The sequence below is a fragment of the Bradyrhizobium sp. KZN70725 genome (assembly GCF_055264925.1).
On record NZ_JBUYWT010000012.1, the window covers coordinates 95,713 to 116,232 of the forward strand.

19 protein-coding genes and 1 tRNA gene are annotated in these 20,520 nt (G+C 64.7%); 11 read left to right on the plus strand and 9 right to left on the minus strand.

The window, feature by feature from the left end:
- Positions 1–13 precede the first annotated feature (13 nt).
- On the plus strand, positions 14–1,258 hold the full coding sequence (locus ACZBJS_RS14180) for a hypothetical protein (RefSeq protein ID WP_463438837.1): 1,245 nt from the start codon (positions 14–16) through the stop codon (positions 1,256–1,258).
- A gap of 122 nt (positions 1,259–1,380) precedes the next feature.
- Here the strand turns inward: ACZBJS_RS14180 and ACZBJS_RS14185 are convergent, their stop codons facing one another.
- On the minus strand, positions 1,381–1,692 hold the full coding sequence (locus ACZBJS_RS14185; RefSeq protein ID WP_463438838.1) for a hypothetical protein: 312 nt from the start codon (positions 1,690–1,692) through the stop codon (positions 1,381–1,383).
- A gap of 29 nt (positions 1,693–1,721) precedes the next feature.
- Positions 1,722–1,811: transfer RNA gene (locus ACZBJS_RS14190), tRNA-Ser, on the minus strand.
- Between the two features lie 160 nt (positions 1,812–1,971).
- Here ACZBJS_RS14190 and ACZBJS_RS14195 point away from each other — a divergent pair.
- Entirely contained in the window at positions 1,972–2,442 is a 471-nt protein-coding gene (locus tag ACZBJS_RS14195; RefSeq protein WP_463438839.1) for an arsenate-mycothiol transferase ArsC, read from the plus strand.
- Here ACZBJS_RS14195 and ACZBJS_RS14200 read toward each other — a convergent pair.
- A complete protein-coding gene (locus ACZBJS_RS14200) occupies positions 2,396–2,830 on the minus strand; it encodes an NUDIX domain-containing protein (protein ID WP_316398957.1) in 435 nt (144 codons plus the stop codon). The two genes, ACZBJS_RS14195 and ACZBJS_RS14200, sit on opposite strands and share 47 nt — an antisense overlap.
- Before the next feature lie 787 nt (positions 2,831–3,617).
- Between ACZBJS_RS14200 and ACZBJS_RS14205 the strand changes: the two genes are divergently transcribed.
- A complete protein-coding gene (locus ACZBJS_RS14205) occupies positions 3,618–4,550 on the plus strand; it encodes a septal ring lytic transglycosylase RlpA family protein (protein WP_080666931.1) in 933 nt (310 codons plus the stop codon).
- 33 nt (positions 4,551–4,583) lie between these two features.
- Here ACZBJS_RS14205 and ACZBJS_RS14210 read toward each other — a convergent pair whose 3' ends face one another.
- Positions 4,584–5,519, minus strand: coding sequence for an alpha/beta fold hydrolase (locus tag ACZBJS_RS14210; protein WP_168856387.1), 936 nt, complete (start codon positions 5,517–5,519; stop codon positions 4,584–4,586).
- A gap of 267 nt (positions 5,520–5,786) precedes the next feature.
- On the opposite strand from ACZBJS_RS14210, the gene ACZBJS_RS14215 reads away from it, so the two are divergent.
- The 6 genes from ACZBJS_RS14215 (at position 5,787) to ACZBJS_RS14240 (ending at position 12,357) form a co-directional block, all read left to right on the plus strand.
- Positions 5,787–6,941 carry a D-alanyl-D-alanine carboxypeptidase family protein gene (locus ACZBJS_RS14215; protein WP_410469826.1) on the plus strand — a complete coding sequence of 385 codons (1,155 nt, stop codon included), beginning with the start codon at positions 5,787–5,789 and terminating at the stop codon, positions 6,939–6,941.
- Between the two features lies 1 nt (position 6,942).
- Positions 6,943–7,629 carry a dTMP kinase gene (tmk, locus tag ACZBJS_RS14220; protein ID WP_316398955.1) on the plus strand — a complete coding sequence of 229 codons (687 nt, stop codon included), beginning with the start codon at positions 6,943–6,945 and terminating at the stop codon, positions 7,627–7,629.
- Entirely contained in the window at positions 7,626–8,666 is a 1,041-nt protein-coding gene (locus tag ACZBJS_RS14225; protein ID WP_076828832.1) for a DNA polymerase III subunit delta', read from the plus strand. The genes tmk and ACZBJS_RS14225 overlap by 4 nt, the downstream gene beginning before the upstream one ends.
- An 87-nt stretch (positions 8,667–8,753) precedes the next feature.
- Positions 8,754–10,748 carry a methionine--tRNA ligase gene (metG, locus tag ACZBJS_RS14230; RefSeq protein ID WP_316398953.1) on the plus strand — a complete coding sequence of 665 codons (1,995 nt, stop codon included), beginning with the start codon at positions 8,754–8,756 and terminating at the stop codon, positions 10,746–10,748.
- Between the two features lie 14 nt (positions 10,749–10,762).
- Positions 10,763–11,554 (plus strand): TatD family hydrolase, encoded by a 792-nt coding sequence (locus tag ACZBJS_RS14235; protein ID WP_316398961.1) that lies wholly within the window; start codon positions 10,763–10,765, stop codon positions 11,552–11,554.
- Positions 11,551–12,357: an MBL fold metallo-hydrolase gene (locus tag ACZBJS_RS14240; protein WP_057018661.1), complete on the plus strand. Its 807-nt coding sequence runs from the start codon at positions 11,551–11,553 to the stop codon at positions 12,355–12,357. Before ACZBJS_RS14235 ends, ACZBJS_RS14240 begins: the two co-directional genes overlap by 4 nt.
- Positions 12,358–12,361: 4 nt before the next feature.
- Here the strand turns inward: ACZBJS_RS14240 and ACZBJS_RS14245 are convergent, their stop codons facing one another.
- From ACZBJS_RS14245 to ACZBJS_RS14265, 5 genes are all read right to left on the minus strand, one after another.
- Positions 12,362–14,011, minus strand: a complete 1,650-nt coding sequence (locus tag ACZBJS_RS14245) for an acyl-CoA synthetase (protein ID WP_310884697.1) — start codon at positions 14,009–14,011, stop codon at positions 12,362–12,364.
- Positions 14,012–14,036: 25 nt separating this feature from the next.
- Entirely contained in the window at positions 14,037–15,923 is a 1,887-nt protein-coding gene (locus ACZBJS_RS14250) for a TRAP transporter large permease (RefSeq protein WP_076828829.1), read from the minus strand.
- A gap of 23 nt (positions 15,924–15,946) precedes the next feature.
- Positions 15,947–16,966, minus strand: a complete 1,020-nt coding sequence (locus tag ACZBJS_RS14255) for a TRAP transporter substrate-binding protein (RefSeq protein WP_018271684.1) — start codon at positions 16,964–16,966, stop codon at positions 15,947–15,949.
- A 559-nt stretch (positions 16,967–17,525) separates the two neighbouring features.
- Positions 17,526–18,134: a cysteine hydrolase family protein gene (locus tag ACZBJS_RS14260; RefSeq protein ID WP_316398951.1), complete on the minus strand. Its 609-nt coding sequence runs from the start codon at positions 18,132–18,134 to the stop codon at positions 17,526–17,528.
- A gap of 101 nt (positions 18,135–18,235) precedes the next feature.
- The gene (locus ACZBJS_RS14265; protein WP_028331989.1) at positions 18,236–18,439 is read right to left on the minus strand and encodes a CsbD family protein; all 204 of its coding nucleotides are present in this window, start codon (positions 18,437–18,439) and stop codon (positions 18,236–18,238) included.
- 238 nt (positions 18,440–18,677) lie between these two features.
- On the opposite strand from ACZBJS_RS14265, the gene ACZBJS_RS14270 reads away from it, so the two are divergent.
- Complete coding sequence (locus ACZBJS_RS14270) at positions 18,678–19,166, plus strand: YciE/YciF ferroxidase family protein (RefSeq protein WP_028344048.1); 489 nt, start codon at positions 18,678–18,680, stop codon at positions 19,164–19,166.
- An 88-nt stretch (positions 19,167–19,254) separates the two neighbouring features.
- The gene (locus ACZBJS_RS14275) at positions 19,255–20,502 is read left to right on the plus strand and encodes a DUF763 domain-containing protein (protein WP_168856393.1); all 1,248 of its coding nucleotides are present in this window, start codon (positions 19,255–19,257) and stop codon (positions 20,500–20,502) included.
- The last annotated feature ends 18 nt before the right edge of the window (positions 20,503–20,520 follow it).

The window sequence follows — 20,520 nt, forward strand, 5'->3', positions numbered from 1 at the left end:
GGAGGGCTCAACCATGAAGGCACTGAGCAACAGCGCCGCGGGCGCTGAACAATTGTCGTCGCCGAAATTGATTCCCGATAGCCGCGCGACCGCAGGGCAGGGAGTCAAAAACGAGGGCGAACCTTCCGGCGCGTCGCAGATTCCCTCCGGCGGGACTGGGATGAACCGGAGGACACTCATGAATTCGCTAGTTGCGCTTCCTATCGCCGCCGCAACCCCTGTTGCCGCACCCAACCTCTTGGCCGCTCCGACGCCCGAACGCCGGGCCATGGAGGCGTATGCTTCGTGGCTGTTCATGGAGCGTCGGCTCCTGTGCCGTGAGCTCTACCCGCACCTGGATGCCCGCATTGAAGCGTTCGATTTCGCGGACAACGCCGGCTGGGGCTGGCACACGCGCGGCGAAGGGGACTGGCGCGACCTGCCGCAACCCTCGACGCGAGCGGCTGGCGTCCTTGACCTAGTCGGCGTTGATTGGAGACGAGAGCCGGAGCCGGACGCGTGGAATGCGGATCTTATGGGCCCGGTCAATCTAAAGCTGATGCCGGCAAATTGGCCGGAGCGGGACGGCGATTTGCGCCAGGCGTGCGACGATATGCTGGCGGTCGATCGGAGCCTTGCCCAACTCCACAATGAGCACGGAGACGACGCGGATAGCCGCGAGGACTACGTGGAGCTTGAAAACCAACGGGACGTTTACATCGCGACATTGGGGGAAACAGCATCGTCGTCGATGGCGGGCATCGTCGCCAAGGCCAAGGCGCTCCAGCAGCAGACACTCATTGAGGACTATGAGGGCCATCAACTGATCGCAATATCCCTCGCTGAGGATTTGGTTCGCCCATCCCAGGCAGGCCATGAGGTGGGCTCACGCGCTATAACTGCGGCATCGGCAAATCCAGATCGCGAGCTGATCGAGCTGGGGGAACAGTTTATCCTCATATCGCAGCGCAGGGATGCAGCCATCGCCGAATCCAGCCGCCTTGTGGCGATCGGCGCTGACAATGCGGCGGCGGAAGAGGCGTTTGATGACGCCATGGATCAGCTGCGAACAATCTACGCTCGAATGATCACCATACGCCCCAGCACTACCCAGGGAATGCGGGCTATCGCCTCGGCGGTGTTGCATTTCGAATGGGACGGTAACGTGAAGTACGACGAAGGCAGCATCGAAGGCGCGGCGCTTGCCGCGCTGGTTGCCGGCCTGCTCGATAAGCCGCTTCCGGATCGTTTGCCCGACTGGGCAGCAGCCTGGGTCTGATCCCAAGAAAATACGCCGCCGGTCTCAGAAATATGCGCCCGGCGGCGTTTCCGTTCTGAACTGGGACACTGAAATCCCCAGCGTCAATCAAACTGCATGGCTTATGCCAGGCCTTGTCATCGTCAGGACAGCGGACGGCATGTCGTTACAAAAACGGCTTTGCTGCATTGCCACTCGCTACCGAGCGCAACGCTGGAGACAGGACGGGGCGCAAGTATCACCGACAGGATAGCGGCGATGGCCAGCAAATTTGCGATCACCAGCAAGCGTACTTTGCGATTCTGCAGGGAGCCTGTCATAGCCGTCGCCTCCTTCTGGAGTTTAGGGAGGCTGCGCCGGGTTTGTTTCAAGACTGCTTCACCGAGTCGGGAAAATGGTTTCTTCGAGCCCACAATATCATTGTGCAGTCGTTTGTGCGCAGATTTCGCAATCAACGAAATAATCGTTATATTTCAATAAGTTATGGCGGAAGGGGTGGGATTCGAACCCACGGTACCCTTGCGGGCACGCCGGTTTTCAAGACCGGTGCCTTAAACCACTCGGCCACCCTTCCGGATCAAGGATCAGGCCCTTAGCGTAGGGCGGCGCCGAACGCAACGCGAACTTGGCAGCGAAACCCGGGCGGGCCCGTCATTCGCCGGTCCGTGAACTCAAAGGGCCCACGCTTGCAACGCCGTTGACCGCGAGGGCCCACGTTGGCCATGATGAGGCCCATGAAGCGTGTCCTCTTTCTCTGCACCGGCAACTACTATCGCAGTCGATACGCCGAGGAACTGTTCAATCATCTTGCAAGAGCCGAACAACTGGCGTGGCGCGCGTCCTCCAGAGGCGCGGCCGAGCGGGGATCGCCCGACAATGTCGGGCCGATGTCAGTCTTCACCGACGATCGTCTCCGCGCGAGCGGCATCGTTCCGGAAGGCGCGACGCGCTTCCCGCAGCCCTGTTCATTGGCCGACTTCGACGATGCCGACCTCGTGATCGCGCTCAAGGAGACCGAGCACCGTCCGCTGATCGAGCGCCGGTTCCGAGAGGTCGCCGACAGGGTGACTTACTGGCACGTTGACGATATCGACTTTGCTCATCCGTCAGTCGCGTTGGCCATGATCGACGATCACATCCGCGCACTGGTTTCGGCGCTTAGGTCATCGGTTTGCGCTTCAGGAAGATCTCCAGCGCAAACGTAGCCGGTCGCGCGAGCACGTCGCTGATGCGTTCGAGATCGTCGATGGCGACGATCTCGAGGCGGCCTTCGGTCACCGTCAATTGGTCGATGGGCACATCGCGCGCGAGGAACACCTCGCCGCGAAGCGTGCCGTTTGGCGTTGCATGATCGGGACCGGAATAGCGGCCGATCAACTCGAAACGCTCGGGCGGCAGGTAGTAGCCGATCTCCTCGTGGATCTCGCGAACGACGCATTCGAGGAAGGTCTCGGCGCCCTCCCGCCGTCCGCCAAACAGGCTGATCTTTCCGCGATCGGTAACATGCGGGAGGTCGTCGCGCAGTTGCATCAGCAGCCGGCCATCTGTGCTGACGAGAAGGGCGGACGTTCCCTCCCTGACACTGCCGGTCATCCGTACATCCTCTTCGGGAAACGGCGAGGATGCGTCACGAGTGGGGCGGGGAGAAGACAGCGCGTCTGCCGCAACCCGTTTGGCGGGGAATGAGTAGGGGTAACCGATGCCCGTCGCACGGGCGCCGGTAGAATCTCAAAAATGTTCAGCCGAAAGCGAACGCCAGCAGGCTCGAGCACAGCAGCACGAGGCTTGCTGCGGTCAGGGTCAGAAACCCGTCGGAGACCAAATCGTGATTACGCATGATACACCTGCCTTCAATCGATGCTCATCCGAATTGATTAAAGCTTTCCGAACATTCACTCCTGGAAAGAGGTGACGCGTCTTTCCGCCTTCAACGGACTGTCAGGCCCGGTACCGATAGCCTTCCACGGCGTGCGCCAAGAAGATCGCCGCACTCACCAGGCCCATCACCGCTGTAACCGTCTCGATCATCGCAAACTTCCTTTGCGCCCCACACGGAGGAGAGAACGATTGCAGGCTTGCACAGTCAAAAAGATTCAATTGTTGGAATCCAAGATGCGCCCGGACTGATGATTTGCTGCAACAGTGTGTCTGATCGCGGGACAGGCGAGGGCGTTTGGCGGGGGCGAAGGTCAGTAGAACGACGGAGGAGGCGCAACAGACCATTCACCAAGACGCCACCGCCCGCCGGCTCTCCCCATTTCCGCCGTGTTCCGGTTGCGATATCGTCACGCTCTGGTGCGGAGGTGGGCCGCACAGCGACGGCAAGGGACTTCGACGCCTCGGAGTGGGCGCAGGTCCGGCAGAATGGTACTTGGGGCAGATGGGGATTAGACGGCCAGATTCGATGATCCGGACGGCGCGCGGCGCCGTTGCGGTGGCGACGTGCCTCGTCCTCGCCAATTGTGCCTCCTCGAACAAGTTCGCCAGCCGGGTCGACCCCAAATACGGGGTGTCGTCGAGCCCGCGCGTGGTGGCGCTGGGTGATCCCGTGCCGAAAGGCGGCGGCACCTATCGCATCGGCAAGCCGTACGTTGTTGCCGGCCGCACCTATGTGCCGGAGGAAAACGAGAACTACCGCGCCGAGGGCATGGCGTCCTGGTACGGCGACGATTTCCATGGCCGCCTGACCGCCAATGGCGAGGTGTTCGACATGGGCTCGCTCACCGCCGCCCATCCGACCTTGCCGATGCCGAGCTACGCCCGCGTCACCAATCTGAGCAATGGCCGATCGCTCGTCGTTCGGGTCAATGACCGCGGCCCGTACCACGGCAATCGCCTCATAGACGTCTCGAACAAAGCCGCAGAACTGCTTGAATTCAAAGGCAATGGCGTGGCGCGCGTCCGCGTCGAATATGTCGGCCGGGCGCCGCTCGAGGGGTCCGACGACCGCCAGCTGATGGCGACCTTGCGCACCGGTACTCCAGCGCCGTCCCCGTCGATGGTCCGCGTCGCCTCCGCACGGCCGTTCGTGCCGGAGATGTCGTCCTCCTCGGGCCGGGTCCGTGGCGACGTTCCGTTGCCTGAGGGGCGGCCCTACAGCCTCGGCAACACCCAGGCCGACTACGCCTCGGTGAGCGCCACCTCGGAAATGTCGGCCTCGAGCCGGTCACACCGCCGCGCCCTGAACAATCCGCGCGAAGTCTCCTATGAGGGCGACGCGCGCTACGCCGCAAGCCCGAGCCCGGCGGCCGCCTATGTCCCGATCGACGCGCGCGGACCGGCCGAAGTCCTGAGCGGGCGCGGGCTCTACTGAGCCATGCGTTTACAGATCAGGCTGTTGGCCTGATCACTTCAGAAACGCGATCAGCGCCGCGTTGACCTCGTCGGGACGCTCCTGCTGGATCCAGTGGCCGGCGCCCTCGATGATCAGCTTCTGCTTGAGGTTCGGCAGCACGCGCTCCATGTCCGCGACCCGCTTGGCGCCGATCAGCCCGGTGATCACCGAATCATTCGAGCCGGCGATGAACAGCGACGGCTGATGGATCTGCGCGTCCTGCCAGGGCGCGGTCAGCTCCCAGTTGCGGTCGAGATTGCGGTACCAGTTGAGGCCGCCGCGGAAGCCGGATTGCTGATAGCCTTCGGCGAATTCGGCAATGTCGGCCTCGGTCAGCCAGGCCGGCAATGGCATTCCGGCCGGCAGCTTGCCGAGGAAACCCTTGGCCTCGTCGACGAACATCGAGCTTGGATCGGAGACGCCACGCCCGAGCACCAGGCGCATGGTGTGGGCGATGTCGCGCTCGAACTCGGCCTCGGCCACGCCGGGCGGCTGGAAGTACTGCCAATAGAAATTGGTGATGCCGCTGTCGCGCAGGGTCTCGAGCGGGCGACCGCGGCCGCGGAACGGCGGCGGCACGCTGAGGCCGGCGACTTTCGTGAAGATGTCGGGACGGAACAGGGCCGCGTGCCAGGCCACCGGCGCGCCCCAGTCATGGCCGACGATCATCGCGCGGGTCTCGCCGAGCGCGGCAACCAGCGCCACCATGTCTCCGACCGTATCGAAGATCGTGTAGGCGCCGACCTCGGCCGGCGCGCCGGTGCGGCCGAAGCCGCGCATGTCAGGCGCGACGACCCGAAAGCCTGCCGCGGCCAGCGCCGCGATCTGGTGCCGCCATGAATAGGACAGTTCCGGCCAGCCATGGCAGAGCACGACCAGCGGGCCTTGCCCGGCCTCGCGCACGAACATGTCGATGCCGTTGGCGGAGATGGTGCGGGAGGATGACATTCGCGTTTCCGCCTTGTTTGCCGGTTCTGCTGACGTTAGCTGGTTCCAAGGATAGGGACGTTCAACGCAACCGGCAATCCGGCCGGCCGTGCACAAGCGCAGAAACCTCAGTTGTTTGCGATACTTCCAGCTGTTAGAACGCAGTCTCTCAGGACATCGCCGATGGCAGCCCAGACCGCAGTTCCCCGCACGTTGTCAGCTCGCGCCGGGCGTTGCTGGCGCGGCCTGGTCGCGGCCGCGGTCGCGCTGGCGATCGGTTTCGGCGGAATGGTCTATGCCGCCAACAACAGCGTCCAGGGCGCCAAGAAGGAAGAGGGCGGGTTCGACGGCGATGCGCCGACCGCGATCCTGGTCGAGGCCAGTAGCGGCAGCGTGCTGTTCGAGAAGAACGCCGACGAGCTCCGCGCGCCCTCCAGCATGATGAAGCTGATGACGGCCGAGGTGGTGTTCGACGCCATCAAGAAGGGCGACGTCAAGCTCACGGACGAGTACCGGATCAGCGAGAACGCCTGGCGGCGGGGCGGGGCGCCGTCCGGCACCTCGACGATGTTCGCGGCGATCAACAGCAAGGTCTCGGTCGACGATCTCCTGCATGGCGCGATCATCCCGAGCGGCAACGATGCCTGCATCGCGCTCGCCGAAGGCATTGCCGGCAACGAGCATAGCTTTGCGACCGACGTCATGACCAAGCGCGCCCGCGAGCTCGGCATGACCAAGTCGACCTTCGGCAATTCCAACGGGCTGCCCGACCCGGCCAACAAGATGACGGTGCGGGAGCTCGCAACGCTGGCGCGCCACATCATCCTGACCTACCCGGACCGGTACAAGCTGTTCGGCGAGAAGGAATTCACCTGGAACAAGATCCGCCAGCAGAACCGCAATCCGCTGCTGAACGCGTTGCCCGGTGCCGACGGCTTGAAGACCGGCTACACCAAGGAAGGCGGCTACGGCATGGTCGGCTCGGCGGTGCAGAACGACACGCGGCTGATCGTCGTGGTCAATGGCCTCGAGGATTCCGAGGACCGCGCGACCGAAGCCAAGAAGATGCTGGAATGGGGGTTCCGCAGCTTCGAGACCCGGACCCTGATCGCGGCCAACCAGCCGGTCGGCTACGCACGGGTGTTCGGCGGCGAGAGCCGCTCGGTCAAGCTCGTCAGCCCCGATCCGATCAAGGTGATGGTGTCGAAGAACGGCAACGACAAGCTGCTCGCGCGCATCATCTATAGCGGCCCGGTCAAGGCGCCGATCACCGCCGGCCAGAAGATCGGGGTGGTGCGGGTGTGGCGCGGCGCCAATGTCGCGATGGAGGCTCCGGTCTTCGCAGCGGACGCGGTCGGCACCGGATCGACGATGCGTCGCGCGCTCGATGGCGCCCAGGAGCTGGTCATCGGCATGTTCCGCGCAGGGGTCGAGAAGCTCTGACATGGCGGAAGCAGCAGTCCAATGGCCGAGCTTGCGCGGTCGCTTCATCACCTTTGAGGGCGGCGAGGGGTCGGGCAAATCGACCCAGATCCGCAAGCTCGCCGAACGGCTCGATGCCGCCAAGCTGCGCGCGATCGTGACCCGCGAGCCGGGCGGCTCACCGGGGGCGGAGATCATCCGTCACCTCGTGCTGTCGGGGATGGGCAAGCTGCTGGGGCCGGAGGCCGAGACGCTGCTGTTTGCCGCTGCGCGCGACGACCATGTCCGCACCGTGATTCTGCCGGCGCTCAATCAGGGCATCTGGGTGCTGTGCGATCGCTTCTTCGATTCCACGCGTGCCTATCAGGGCCAGCTCGGGCAGGTGTCGCCCGAACTCGTCAACGCCATGCAGCGCGTGACCATCGGCGATCTCAAGCCCGATCTGACCTTCATCCTCGATGTGCCGGTCGAGGTCGGACTGCAACGCGCCGCCGCGCGCCGCGGCACCGCTACGGCCGATCGCTTCGAAGCCGAAGGCATCAAGTTCCATCAGGATTTGCGTGACGCGTACCGCCGGATCGCGGCCGAAGATCCGGAGCGCTGCGTGCTGATCGACGCTACGGCCGATCCGGACACGGTCACGGCCAGGATATGGACCGCGCTGCGCGAACATCTGCGCGCAACGCTTGCGGCGGACAGCATCGCATGAGCGCGCGCAAGGTCGAACAGGAGAGCGCCGCCCGCCATCCGCGCGAAACGCCGGATTTATTCGGGCATCGCGAGGCGGAGACCGCCTTGCTCGATGCCTATCGCAGCGGACGAATTCCGCACGCCTGGCTGATCGGCGGGGCGCAGGGCATCGGCAAGGCGACGCTAGCCTACCGCATGGCGCGGTTCGTGCTGGCGTTTCGCAATCCGAAATCGTCCCAGGTGCAGCAGGCGCCGACGCTGCTGGTCGATCCGGCCGACCCCGTGGCGCGGCAGGTCGCGGCAGGCGCTCATGGCGGGCTGCTGGTGCTGGAGCGCGGCCTCAACGATCGCGGCGTGATGCGGACCGTCATCACGGTCGACGAGACGCGCGAGACCATCTCGTTCTTCGGCTCGACCGCTGCGGTCGACGGCTGGCGCGTCTGCATCGTCGACACCGTCGACGAGCTCAATCCCAACGCCGCGAACGCGCTGCTGAAGATTCTCGAGGAGCCGCCCCAGCAATCGCTGTTCCTCCTGGTCAGCCACGCACCGTCACGGGTGCTGCCGACCATTCTGTCCCGCTGCCGCAAGTTGCTGCTGCGGCCGCTGGAGACGGACGATGTGGTGCGCGCGGCCGCGGCTGCAACCGATATCGAAGCCGACGATCCCGCGCTGGCGGAAGCCGCCGCAGCATCCGAAGGCAGCGTCGGGCGGGCGCTGTCGCTGCTCGGCGGCGATGCGCTGAAACTGCAGCAACGCACGGCCGCGCTGCTCGCGACGCTTCCGAGTGTCGATCCGCGTGAGCTGCATGCGCTGGGCGAAGCGCTCGGCACCAGCGACCGCGTCGCGCTCGCCGCCTTCATCGACGGCATCGATCGCTGGATGAGCGAGCGCATGCGCACGGGCGATGCCAATGCCAATCTGCCGCGCCTTGCACGGCTGGCGGAGGTATGGGAAAAGATCGTCCGCGCCGCGCGCGATACCGAAGCCTACAATCTGGAGCGCAAGCCGCTGGTTTTCTCGGTGTTTTCGATGCTCGCGGATGCGACCCGATAGACACCGCGTCTTAAACGCATCTGCTGAAAACACATCCGTCTGACAACACTCCCGACAATCTCGTTTCGATCTGCAAAGGATTCCGTGGTGGCGACCGCTAAGAAGAAATCGTCGAAAAAAGCCAAGAAGACGAAGAAGGCATCGCCCGCTCGCGCGACCAGCAAAGCAACGGCGAAGGCGCGCGCAGCCAAGAAGGCCGGGCGCGTCGCCAAGAAAGCGAAGAAGGCCGCCAAGTCCAAATCCAAGACCGGAGCCAAGGGCGCCAGGAAATCGGCGGCAAAGAAGGTCGTCAAAAAGGCCGTCAAGAAGGCTGCGAAGCAGACGGCCAAGAGCACGGCCAAGAAGGCTGCTGCGAAGGCCACCAAGGCTGCGCCGAAGAAAGCAGCCGCAGCCGCCGCCGCACCGGCGGCAAAGAAGCCCGCTCCGCCGATGGCTCCCGTTACCGAGAAGGCGCAGAGACCGGCAAAGGTTCGCGCGCCGAAGCAGCCCAAACCCGCGGCGGTGGCTCCTGCGGCCGCTTCCGTTCCGGTGCCCGCCGCGGACCGCGGCAACGTCTTCTACATCACGACCGCGATCGCCTATCCGAACGGGCAGCCGCATATCGGCCACGCCTATGAGGCGATCGCGACCGACGCATTGGCGCGCTTCCAGCGGCTCGACGGCAAGGACGTATTCTTCCTGACCGGCACCGACGAGCACGGACAGAAGATGATCCAGACCGCGGCCGGCGAGGGCATGACGCCGTTCGATCTCGCGACCCGCAACGCCGCGCGGTTCAAAGAGATGGACGAGCGGCTCAACGTCTCGTTCGACCGCTTCATCCGCACCTCGGAGCCTGCTCACCACAAGTCGGTGCAAGAGATCTGGCGCCGCATGCAGGACAATGGCGACATCTATATCGACACCTATGCCGGCTGGTACTCGGTGCGCGACGAGGCCTATTACGCCGAGGAAGAGACCGTCGTCGGCGAGGACAATGTCCGCCGCGGCCCGCAGGGCACGCCGGTCGAATGGGTCGAGGAGAAGAGCTATTTCTTCAAGCTGTCGGCCTACCAGGACAAGCTGCTGCACCTTTATGAGAGTCAGCCCGATTTCATCGGCCCGGATTCGCGCCGCAACGAGGTGATGAGTTTCGTGCGCGGCGGGCTCAAGGACCTCTCGATCTCGCGCACCACGTTCGACTGGGGCGTCAAGGTCCCGGACGATCCCGAGCACGTGATGTATGTCTGGGTCGACGCGCTGACCAACTACATCACCGGCGTCGGCTATCCCGATGAGAACGACAAGCATTGGCGCTACTGGCCGGCCGACGTGCACATCATCGGCAAGGACATCATCCGCTTCCACGCCGTGTACTGGCCGGCCTTCCTGATGTCGGCAGGCATTCCCGTGCAGAAGCGGGTCTATGCACACGGCTTCCTGTTCAACAGGGGCGAGAAGATGTCGAAGTCGGTCGGCAACGTGGTCGACCCCTTCAATCTCGCCGAGCAGTACGGCGTCGACCAGATGCGCTACTTCTTTCTGCGCGAAGTGCCGTTCGGCCAGGACGGCAACTACAACCACGAGGCCATCGTCGCGCGTATCAACGCCGACCTCGCCAATGATTTCGGCAATCTGGCGCAGCGCTCGCTGTCGATGATCGCCAAACAACTCGGCGGCGTGCTGCCGGAGCCCGGCGAATTCAGCGACAACGACAAGGCGATTCTGGCGCAGGCCGACGCCATGCTGGAGACGTCGCGGACCGCGATGGCGACGCAGCAGATCCATCAATGGCTCAACACGGTCTGGGCCGTGGTCGCCGAGGCCAACCGCTATTTTGCCGGCGAGGCGCCGTGGGCGCTGGCGAAGACTGATCCCGCGCGCCAGAAGACGGTGCTGTATGTCACCGCCGAAGTCGTGCGCCAGATCGCGATCATGGCGCAGGCCGTGATGCCGGAGTCCTGCGGCAAGATGCTCGACAGCCTCGGTATCGCTGCTGACGCGCGCAGCTTTGCCGCGGTCGCCGAACGGATCAAGCCGGGTACGGTTTTGCCGGCGCCTGTCGGCGTCTTCCCGCGCTATGTGGAACCGAAGACCGAGTGAGCGGTTCGAAATTCATGCTGGTCGACAGTCATTGCCATCTCGATTTCCCTGATTTCGCCGACGATCTCGACGGGATCGTCGGGCGCGCCGAGGCGGCCGGCATTGGCCGTATGGTCACGATCTCGACCCGGGTGAGAGGGCTCGGCGGTCTGCTCGCGATCACGGAGCGCTTTCCCGACGTCTACTGCTCGGTCGGCACCCATCCGCATCATGCCGATGAAGAGGACGGCATCCCGGCCAGCGAACTGATCGAGCTGACGAAGCATCCGAAGGTCGTGGCGCTCGGCGAGGCGGGGCTCGACTATTTCTACGAGCACGGGTCGCGCGAGGCGCAGGAGCGCGGCTTTCGCGCGCACATCGCCGCGGCGCGCGAGACCGGCCTGCCGCTCGTCATCCATACCAGGGAGGCCGATGAGGATTGCGGCCGCATCCTGGAGGACGAGGTCGCGAAGGGCCCGTTCAAGGCGGTTCTGCATTGCTACACCGGCGGGCGCGAACTCGCGACGAAGGCGATCGCGCTTGGGCTGTCGATCTCGTTCACGGGCATCCTGACCTTCAAGAAGTCCGACGCGCTGCGGGCCCTGGCAGCCGAGCTGCCGGCCGACCGCATCATGGTCGAGACCGACGCGCCATATCTTGCGCCCGGCAAATTCCGCGGCAAGCGCAACGAGCCTTCCTATGTCGTCGAGGTCGCCAGGGTGCTCGCGGAAACCCGCGGCGTCTCCCTGGAGGAGATCTCGCGGCAGACCACCGAAAACTTTTTCCGGCTGTTCTCCAAGGTGCCGGCGCCGAAGGTTGCTGCATGACGCTGACACTGACCATTCTGGGCTGCGGCTCGTCCGCCGGCGTGCCGCGCCCGGCACTCGGCTGGGGCGCCTGCGACCCCAGCAATCCCAAGAACCGCCGCCGCCGCTGCTCGATCATGGCCGAGCGCACCATGGAGCACGGCACCACGCGGGTCGTGATCGACACTTCGCCCGATCTGCGCGAGCAGCTGATCGACAGCAATGTCGAGCACATCGACGCGGTGTTCCTGACGCATGAGCATGCCGACCAGACCCACGGCATCGACGATTTGCGCTCGGTCGTGCTGCATCAGCGCCGCCGCATCCCGGTCTACTTCAACCAGTCGACCGCCAAGGACATGATGGCGCGGTTCTCCTATTGCTTCATCTCGCCGGAAGGGAGCGACTATCCGCCGATCCTGACGCGGCATTCGATCGAGGCCGGCGAGAGCCATACGGTCCAGGGGAAGGGCGGTCCGCTGAAGCTCGCGGCCTTCCTGGTGCATCATGGCAAGATCCCGGCGCTCGGCTACCGCATCGGCGGCGCCGCCTACACGCCCGATCTGCACGACATCCCCCAGGAAAGCTGGCCGGCGCTCGAAGGTCTCGATCTCTGGATCGTCGACGGCTTGCGCTATGCGCAGCATCCCAGCCATTTCAGCGTTGCGGACGCGCTGTCGTGGATCGAGCGCTTCAAGCCGAAGCGCGCGGTCATCACCAACATGCATTCCGACCTCGACTACGAGGTGCTGCGGCAGAGTTTGCCGGCCGACGTCATCCCGGCCCATGACGGCATGCGGCTGACGCTCGACCGGGCAGGCTGAAGACTCAGGCCGAGATCGCCTTGGCGGATCCGACCTGGTTGCGCAGCAGGAATTTCTGGATCTTGCCGGTCGAGGTCTTCGGGATCACGCCGAACACCACGGATTTCGGCGTCTTGAACCCCGACATGTGCTCGCGGCAATAGGCGATGATCTCGGCCTCGGTCGCCTTGGCGCCGTCCTTCAGCTCGATGAAGGCACAGGGCACTTCACCCCATTTCGGGTCGGGCTTGGCCACGACTGCCGCAAACAGCACGGCCGGGTGCTTGTAGAGGATGTCCTCGACCTCGACGGAGGAGACGTTCTCGCCGCCGGAGATGATGATGTCCTTGGAGCGGTCCTTGATGATGACGTAGCCGTGCTCGTCGAGCACGCCGAGATCGCCGGTGTGAAACCAGCCGCCGGCAAAGGCTTCCTGCGTCGCCGTCGCGTTCTTCAGGTAACCCTTCATCACGATGTTGCCGCGGAACATGACCTCGCCGATGGTCTCGCCGTCGCGCGGCACCTCGCGCATGGTCTCGGGATCGAGCACCGTGACGCCTTCCTGCAGCGGATAGGACACGCCCTGGCGCCGCTTCAGCTGCGCGCGCGCATCAGCCGACAGCTCGTCCCAGCCCGGCTGCTCGGCGCAGACGGAGGCGGGGCCATAGACCTCGGTCAGCCCGTAGACGTGGGTCAGCTTGATGCCGATGCGCTCGCCACCCTCGAGCACCGCAACCGGCGGCGCCGCGCCGGCGATCAGGCCGACGACGGGCTTTGCCTTGCCACCCTTTGGCGCATCGGGCGCGTTGATCAGCGTGTTGTAGACGATCGGCGCGCCGCACATGTGGGTGACGCCGTGCCTCGGGATCAGTTCGAAGATCTTGGCCGGGTCGACCTTGCGCAGGCAGACATTGACGCCGGCGGCCGCCGCGATCGTCCAGGGGAAGCACCAGCCGTTGCAATGAAACATCGGCAGCGTCCAGAGATAGACCGGATGCTGGCCGAGATTGCCGGCGAGGATGTTGCTGACCGCGTTGAGATAGGCGCCGCGGTGATGCGTCACGACGCCCTTGGGATTGCCCGTCGTGCCCGACGTATAGCTCAGCGCGATCGCGTCCCATTCGTCGGCCGGCGGCCGTTCCACGAAGCCGGGATCGCCCGCCGCGACGGCTGCCTCATACTCGATCTCGCCGATCCGCTTGCCGCCGCCAAAGGCCGCGTCATCGACGTCGATCACGAACGGCTTTGCGCCCTTCATCAGGGTCAGGGCCTCCGCGATCACGCCGGAGAATTCGGGATCGACCAGAATGATCTTTGCGCCGCCATGCTCGAGCTGGAACGCGATCGATGCCGCGTCGAGGCGGATGTTGAGCGCGTTGAGCACCGCGCCGGTCATCGGCACCGCGAAGTGCAATTCGTTCATCGCCGGGATGTTCGGCAGCATCGCCGCGACCGTGTCGCCATGGCCGATGCCACGGCCCGCGAGATAGGACGCAAAGCGCCTGCAGCGCTCGTAGGTCTCTTTCCAGGTGAAGCTGCGGCCCTCATAGACCGCGCTGAGATGGTCGGGATAGACGGCGGCCGACCGCGCCAGGAAGCTCAGCGGCGAGAGCGGCACGTAGTTGGCCGGCGTCTTGTCCAACCCGATCGAGTACTGGTTCTGAGCTGCACTCATGGCTCTATCCCATCCGCAAGGTGCTTTACAGGAAACCGATCGATATCCAGGGGAAGATGGCGACGATGATCAGGCCGATCAACAGCGCCAGCATGTAACCCCAGATCGGCCGGATACCCTCGGCCGGATCGACGCGCCCGATGGCGCAGGCGGCATAATAGCCGACCCCGAACGGCGGCGCGAACAGCCCGATGCCCATCGCCAGGATGATGATCATGGCGTAGTGCACCTCGTGGACGCCGACCTGGTGCGCAATCGGAAACAGCAGCGGCCCGAACAGCACGATCGCCGGGATGCCCTCGAGCACGCTGCCGAGGATCACGAAGGCCAGGATCGAGACCGCAATGAAGGTCGCTGAACCGCCCGGCAGCCCGGTCATCGCCGCCGCCAGCGCCCGCGAGAAGCCGGACTGGGTCAGGCCCCAGGCCATGCCGGTCGCGGTACCGATGATGAACAGGATCGCCCCCGACAGGCATGCCGTGTCGATCAGCATCGGCAACAGACGTCGCCAGTTGAACTGGCGGTAGATCAAGAGGCCGATGACGAAGGCGTAGACGATGCCGATGGTCGACACTTCGGTGGCGGTGGCGATGCCTTCGACCACGGCGTAGCGGATCACGAAGGGCAGGGCCAATGCGGGCAGGGCGAACACCAACGCCTTGCCGATCTCGCTGCCGGTGGCGCGCTGGACGTGGCTGCGGTCTTCGCCGCGGTAGCGCCACCACACCAGCCCCGACAGCGTGATCGCCAGCACCACGCCGGGCAGCAGGCCGCCGGTGAACAGCGCCGAGATCGAGACGCCGGTCACCGAGCCGATCGTGATCAGCACGAGGCTCGGCGGAATGGTTTCGGTCTGCGCGCCGGTGGCGGCGAGCAGGGCGACCAGATCGCCCGGCTTGGCGCCGCGCTGCTTCATCTCCGGGAACAGCACGGGCGCGACCGCGGCCATGTCGGCGGCCTTCGATCCGGAGATGCCGGAGACCAGATACATGGCGCCGACCAGCACGTAATGCAGGCCGCCGCGGACATGGCCGAGCAGGCTCGCCAGGAACGCCACCATGGCCCGCGCCATGCCGGTCATCTCGATCAGGAGACCGAGGAAGACGAACAGCGGCACCGACAGCAGGATCAGATGGCTCATGCCCTCGTCCATCCGGCCGACCAGTACCATCAGCGGCGTTCGGGTCGTCAGCGCCAGATAGCCGAAGATCGCCATGCCGAAGGCAAAGCCGATCGGCACGCCGGCGAACACGCAGAAGCCGACCACGCCGACGAAGAAGATGATCAGGTTGAGATTGCCGAGCGGCCGCAGCATCGGCTGTGCCAGCCAGAACAGCCCGATCAGCGCAGCTACGGTCAGCGCGGCCAGCAGGAAGGTCCTGAAATCGCCGACCCGCGCCAGCCGCAGCAGCGCGAACAGCGCCATCAGGCAGGTGCCGACCGGCAGCGCCGCCGCGCGCCAGGTGTTGGATATCTGCAGCGCCGGCGTGGTGATGAAGCTTTCCTCGTAGGCATATTCATAGGCCGGCCGCACGATCAGGATCAGGAACGCCAGCGCGGCGCAGGTCGCGATCACATCGAGATAGGCCCAGAGCCGCGGTCCCGCGCTTGCGACCAGCGCCGTCATCCGCATGTGCTCGCCGCGGCGGAACGCAACTGCCGAGCCGAGCATCGCGAGCCACAGGAACAGGATCGACGCCAGTTCGTCGGACCAGATCAGCGGCGCATGGAGCACGTAGCGCGACACCACGCCGGCGAACAGAATCACGACCTCGGCGACGACAAGGATCGCCGCCGGGATTTCCACCAGCATTCCGAGCGCCGCGTCGATGGAACCGAGAACGGAGCGGCGGCGAGGGGGCTGCGACGCCGCCTCGCCGGCCACGGCCGGCGTCATCTCGACATGAGCCATGGCAAGCCTCCTGCTTTGATCGATCAGGACAGTTTGCCGACGGACTTCTCGAGCAGATCCCAGGCCTTCTCGCCGTACTTGCCCTTCCACTCGGCGTAGAAGCCGGCGGCGCGGAGCTTGTCGCGGAACGGCCCGACCTCGGGCTGGTTGAAGACGAGCCCCTTGCCCGTGAGCTCCTGCTTCACGGTGGCGTTCAGCTTCTCGGTGTCCTCACGCTCCTTGACGGCCGCCGCGTTGACGTTCTTGGCGACGATGGTCTTGATATCGTCCGGCAGCGCCGCCCAGGCCCGGCGGTTCATCAGGAACCAGAAGCCGTCCCACATGTGGTTGGTCATCGAGCAGTATTTCTGCACCTCGTAGAGCTTCGCCGCCGAGATCAGCGCCAGCGGGTTTTCCTGGCCTTCGACGATCTTGGTCTGCAGCGCCGAATAGACCTCGCTGAAATTGATCGAGGCGGGCGATGCATCGAACGCCTTGAACATCGAGGTCCACAGCGGCGACACCGGCACGCGGATCTTGAAGCCCTTGAGGTCGTCGGGACCGGTGATCGGCTTGGTCGACGATGTGGTCTGCCGGAAGCCGTTGTCCCAGATCTTCTCCATGACCTCGAGGCCGGCCTTGTTGATCTCGCCGCGCACATAGGCGCCGAGCTCGCCGTCCATGGCCTTCCAGACCGTGGGATAGTCCGGGAATGCGAAGCCGATGCCGTTGATCGAGGCGGCCGGCACCAGGGTTGCCAGGATCAGGCCGGACAGCGTGAAGAACTCGACGCCGCCGGAGCGCACCTGGCTCAGCATGTCGGTATCGGAACCGAGCTGGCTGTTCGGGAACACCTGCAGGTCAAACCGGCCGTTGGTCTCGGTCTTGATCGCCGCGGCCATCTCCCGGGCGCGCGCCACGAACGGATGCGACTCCGGCAGGTTGTTGGCGAACTTGTAAGAGAATTCGGCCGACTGGGCGCGCGCGACATAGGGCGCGCCGATCCCGCCGAGGACGGCGGAAGCGGCGGAAACCTTCAGCAGCGTGCGTCGTGAAAAGCTCATTGGTTGCTCCCTCAAGAGGCTTGTTGTTGTTCTGAGATGCCATCCTATACGGACCTGATGCCGCGGGGTCACCAGCGATCTCTGCACAGCTGGGGCTTATTGCAGCGTCCGTACGCGGCGGCAATATCGGCTTTCAGACGAGATGCGCGCGCGTGCATCGCTGCGGCACCAGCACCGGCTAGGCGACCGTTCAGGACACATCAGCATACACGCCAACTTGCGGACCAGTGCGAAGATTTCCCACTAAATATCTGATCTAATTGTAGATATAAATATTCCATAATATACCTTATGCGAATTATGGATATGGGCGTGGCTACGATCACCGGCAGCTATCCCATAGCTCCGCTCACCTTCGCCGTGACGCCGAGAATCAGGAACCTTGGCTCCGTCTGACAGATCGACGGCCCAGTCCTACCTTCCAGCGGTTGAGCGATGAGCCGGCACGCCTGCCTCGCAGCTACGCATCGCCAGCGTCAGCTCAGCCCCAGGAAGTAGGTATTGCCACCCCTGCTCCGATTGCCCTGATACCGGTACCTCGTTTCGGCCCGTTGTCGCTTCAGTCGTCGAGGGTCCACATCCGGAGGATATCGGCCGTGGATGCCACCTCGATCTGGATGCTGAAGCGTTCGGCATAGAGCTGCAGCAGCGCGTCATGGCTTTGATCGGAAGAGCTGCACAAGGCGTCCTCGGCCACGATCACCCGGTAGCCGATATCGATCGCGGCCAGCACGGTGGCGAGCACGCACACGTCGGTCTCGCCGCCCGACACGATCACCGTATCGATCCCATGCGCATCCAGATGAGCTTGCAGGCGCCCGTTGCCGAACGCGTTGTAGATCGGCCGGTCGACGATGGCGGCCGGCGGCACACAGGCGGCGAGCGCCGGCACGAGCTCGATCAACTCCGGATCGAGCCGCTCGCGGGTCACGCATTCCCATTTCTCATAATAAGCCCGCCAAATCCCTCGCGCGTCGTGCTTCGAGCGCGGCGGAATGAAGCGGGTGAACACGGTACGTTCAGGCGCATGCCGTGCCAGCTCGATGATGCGCGGCAGCACGCGGTCCATCCAGGGCGTCGCCCAGGGCGCTCCGGGCTCGAACAGCCGCTGCATATCGATGCAAAGGTGCGCCGCGCGCGGACCTGGCGGGCTCAGAAGCTGTCCCATCGCTCACTCCTGCGCGCGCCGACCGGATGCCGTCACACGCAAGCTCAGCCGCCCAGGCCGCGAAAGGCCCCGCCGAAGCGGGGCCCGGAACGCGGTCCCGTTCACCATTTCTGGCGGCCGTACCAGTCGTTCACTTCCTTGGCGGCTTGATCCTTGGCATAGCCGTAGCGCTGCTGCAGACGGCCCTCGAGCTGGTCCTGCTTGCCGTCGATCACATCGAGATCGTCATCGGTGAGCTTGCCCCACTGCTCCTTGACCTTGCCCTTGACCTGCTTCCAGTTGCCTTCGACACGATTCCAATCCATTGCGGTTCTCCCTTGAACGATGAGACCGACCAACGGGCCGGCCGAGGCTTCGTTCCGAAGGCACGTTGCGGCAAGACTTCGCAATCCAGACTTCGCAATCCGACCAAGCTCCATCGTGACCCGCTCGAATGTGCGACGGCCGACGAGGCGCTTTGCCACGCATCGATCAAGGATAGGAACTTGCTTTCCGCACTCGTGTTGGCACTCCGGACTATTCACCCAACACACGGAGCGACCAATGCCGGACAAGGATCTCAGCGCCCTCTTCCTCGATACCCTCAAGGACATTTATTACGCGGAAAAGCAGATACTGAAGGCGTTGCCGCGGATGGCCAAGGCCGCCGAGTCCGACGATCTGCGTGCGGCGTTCGAGAAGCATCATGACGAGACCGAAGGACAGATCGAGCGGCTCGAGCAGATCTTCGACCTGATGGGCAAGCCGGCGCGCGGCAAGAAGTGCGACGCCATCGAGGGGATCATCGACGAGGGTAAGGAGATCATGGAGGAGTATGCCGACACGCCGGCGCTCGACGCGGGCCTGCTCTCGGCAGCCCAGGCGGTCGAACATTACGAGATCGCCCGCTACGGCACCTTGAAGGCTTGGGCCAACCGGCTCAGCATGAAGGATGCGGTCAAGCTCATCGACCAGACCCTGGCCGAGGAAAAGAAGACGGATGAAGCGCTCACCAAGCTTGCCGTCAGCGGCATCAACGCCGAAGCCGCCTGACCAGACGCGCGATGAAGCGACGTCCGCTTTGTACACATGCTCGCATTTGCTGGTAGATTGGACGCCGATTCAGCAATCTGGGAGCCCGATGGCCCGACGCACCGGCAGCGCCGATCTTCCGCTCCATGGCGGCCGCGTGCCGCCATGGCTGGCGGCGCGCATGGCGACGCTGGGTGGCATCATCACGCAGGCCGTCGTCCACCATTACGGCCGCGATGCCTTTTTGCAGCGACTGTCGCATCCGTTCTGGTTCCAGTCGTTCGGCGCCGTGATGGGCATGGACTGGCACTCGTCCGGCATCACCACCAGCGTCATCGGTGCGCTGAAGCGAGGTCTGGCGCCGCTGCAGGGCGAGCTCGGAATCCACGTCTGCGGCGGGCGCGGCAAGCACTCGCGCCGCACGCCCGATGAACTGTCCGCCCTCGGCGACCGCGTCGGATTCGACGGTGCCGCCCTAACCCGCGCGAGCCGGCTGGTGGCCAAGGTCGACAGCGCCGCGGTGCAGGACGGATTCGAGCTCTACCTGCATGGTTTCTTCGTCACCGACGACGGCAAATGGACCGTCGTCCAGCAAGGCATGAACGGCGACAAGCGGCAGGCCCGCCGCTATCACTGGCACTCCGAAGGCCTGCGTAGCTTCGTCGACGAGCCGCACAGCGCGATCGACGGCCCGACGCAGGGCGAGATCGTCAATCTCACCGATCACCGCGCCGAAGGCTCGCGCCAGGCGCAGCTCGATCTGCTCGCTGCGCTGGGGCCGGACGGCATCACGCGCGAATATGCCGAGCTGACGGAGAGCGCGACCGCGCAACCGGATCTCCTCCACCTGATCATGCCCGCGCATCACGACGTGCGCTCGAGCGACGTGTTCGTGCGCCGCCTGCACGGCACCCTGGCCGCGGCTGCCGATCGCGGGCCGCTGGATTTTCCCGAGCTGCTGCTGACGCCCGGCGTCGGCGCCCGCACGGTGCAGTCGCTCGCGATGGTCGCCGAGGTCGTTCACGGGACGCCCTATCGCTTCCGCGACCCGGCGCGCTTCTCGCTCGCCCATGGCGGCAAGGACCGTCATCCCTTCCCGGTGCCGATCAAGGTCTATGACGAGACCATCCGCGTGCTGAAGTCGGCCGTGCAGCAGGCAAAGCTCGGCCGCGATGAGGAGATGCAGGCGCTGAAGCGGCTCGACGATCAGGCCCGCAGATTGGAACGAACCGCCACCGGCCCCTCCTTCGAGGCGTTTGTCGCGAACGAGCGGGCCCGTTCTCCTTCGCTCGACGGCCGCTCGGTGTTCGGTTGGGAAGCCGACCTTGCCGAGCGCGACGGGATCACCAAGCCTTAAAGCGAAGGCTTGATCCAC

Coding starts and splice junctions, on each gene's coding strand:
- ACZBJS_RS14240 (WP_057018661.1), top strand. CDS start 11,551: ATGACGCTGACACTGACCATTCTGGGCTGCGGCTCGTCCGCCGGCGTG.
- ACZBJS_RS14225 (WP_076828832.1), top strand. CDS start 7,626: ATGAGCGCGCGCAAGGTCGAACAGGAGAGCGCCGCCCGCCATCCGCGC.
- ACZBJS_RS14205 (WP_080666931.1), top strand. CDS start 3,618: ATGGGGATTAGACGGCCAGATTCGATGATCCGGACGGCGCGCGGCGCC.
- ACZBJS_RS14215 (WP_410469826.1), top strand. CDS start 5,787: ATGGTCTATGCCGCCAACAACAGCGTCCAGGGCGCCAAGAAGGAAGAG.
- ACZBJS_RS14250 (WP_076828829.1), bottom strand. CDS start 15,923: ATGGCTCATGTCGAGATGACGCCGGCCGTGGCCGGCGAGGCGGCGTCG.
- ACZBJS_RS14235 (WP_316398961.1), top strand. CDS start 10,763: ATGCTGGTCGACAGTCATTGCCATCTCGATTTCCCTGATTTCGCCGAC.
- ACZBJS_RS14265 (WP_028331989.1), bottom strand. CDS start 18,439: ATGGATTGGAATCGTGTCGAAGGCAACTGGAAGCAGGTCAAGGGCAAG.
- ACZBJS_RS14210 (WP_168856387.1), bottom strand. CDS start 5,519: ATGTCATCCTCCCGCACCATCTCCGCCAACGGCATCGACATGTTCGTG.
- ACZBJS_RS14275 (WP_168856393.1), top strand. CDS start 19,255: ATGGCCCGACGCACCGGCAGCGCCGATCTTCCGCTCCATGGCGGCCGC.
- ACZBJS_RS14255 (WP_018271684.1), bottom strand. CDS start 16,966: ATGAGCTTTTCACGACGCACGCTGCTGAAGGTTTCCGCCGCTTCCGCC.
- ACZBJS_RS14195 (WP_463438839.1), top strand. CDS start 1,972: ATGAAGCGTGTCCTCTTTCTCTGCACCGGCAACTACTATCGCAGTCGA.
- tmk (WP_316398955.1), top strand. CDS start 6,943: ATGGCGGAAGCAGCAGTCCAATGGCCGAGCTTGCGCGGTCGCTTCATC.
- ACZBJS_RS14260 (WP_316398951.1), bottom strand. CDS start 18,134: ATGGGACAGCTTCTGAGCCCGCCAGGTCCGCGCGCGGCGCACCTTTGC.
- ACZBJS_RS14270 (WP_028344048.1), top strand. CDS start 18,678: ATGCCGGACAAGGATCTCAGCGCCCTCTTCCTCGATACCCTCAAGGAC.
- ACZBJS_RS14200 (WP_316398957.1), bottom strand. CDS start 2,830: ATGACCGGCAGTGTCAGGGAGGGAACGTCCGCCCTTCTCGTCAGCACA.
- ACZBJS_RS14180 (WP_463438837.1), top strand. CDS start 14: ATGAAGGCACTGAGCAACAGCGCCGCGGGCGCTGAACAATTGTCGTCG.
- ACZBJS_RS14245 (WP_310884697.1), bottom strand. CDS start 14,011: ATGAGTGCAGCTCAGAACCAGTACTCGATCGGGTTGGACAAGACGCCG.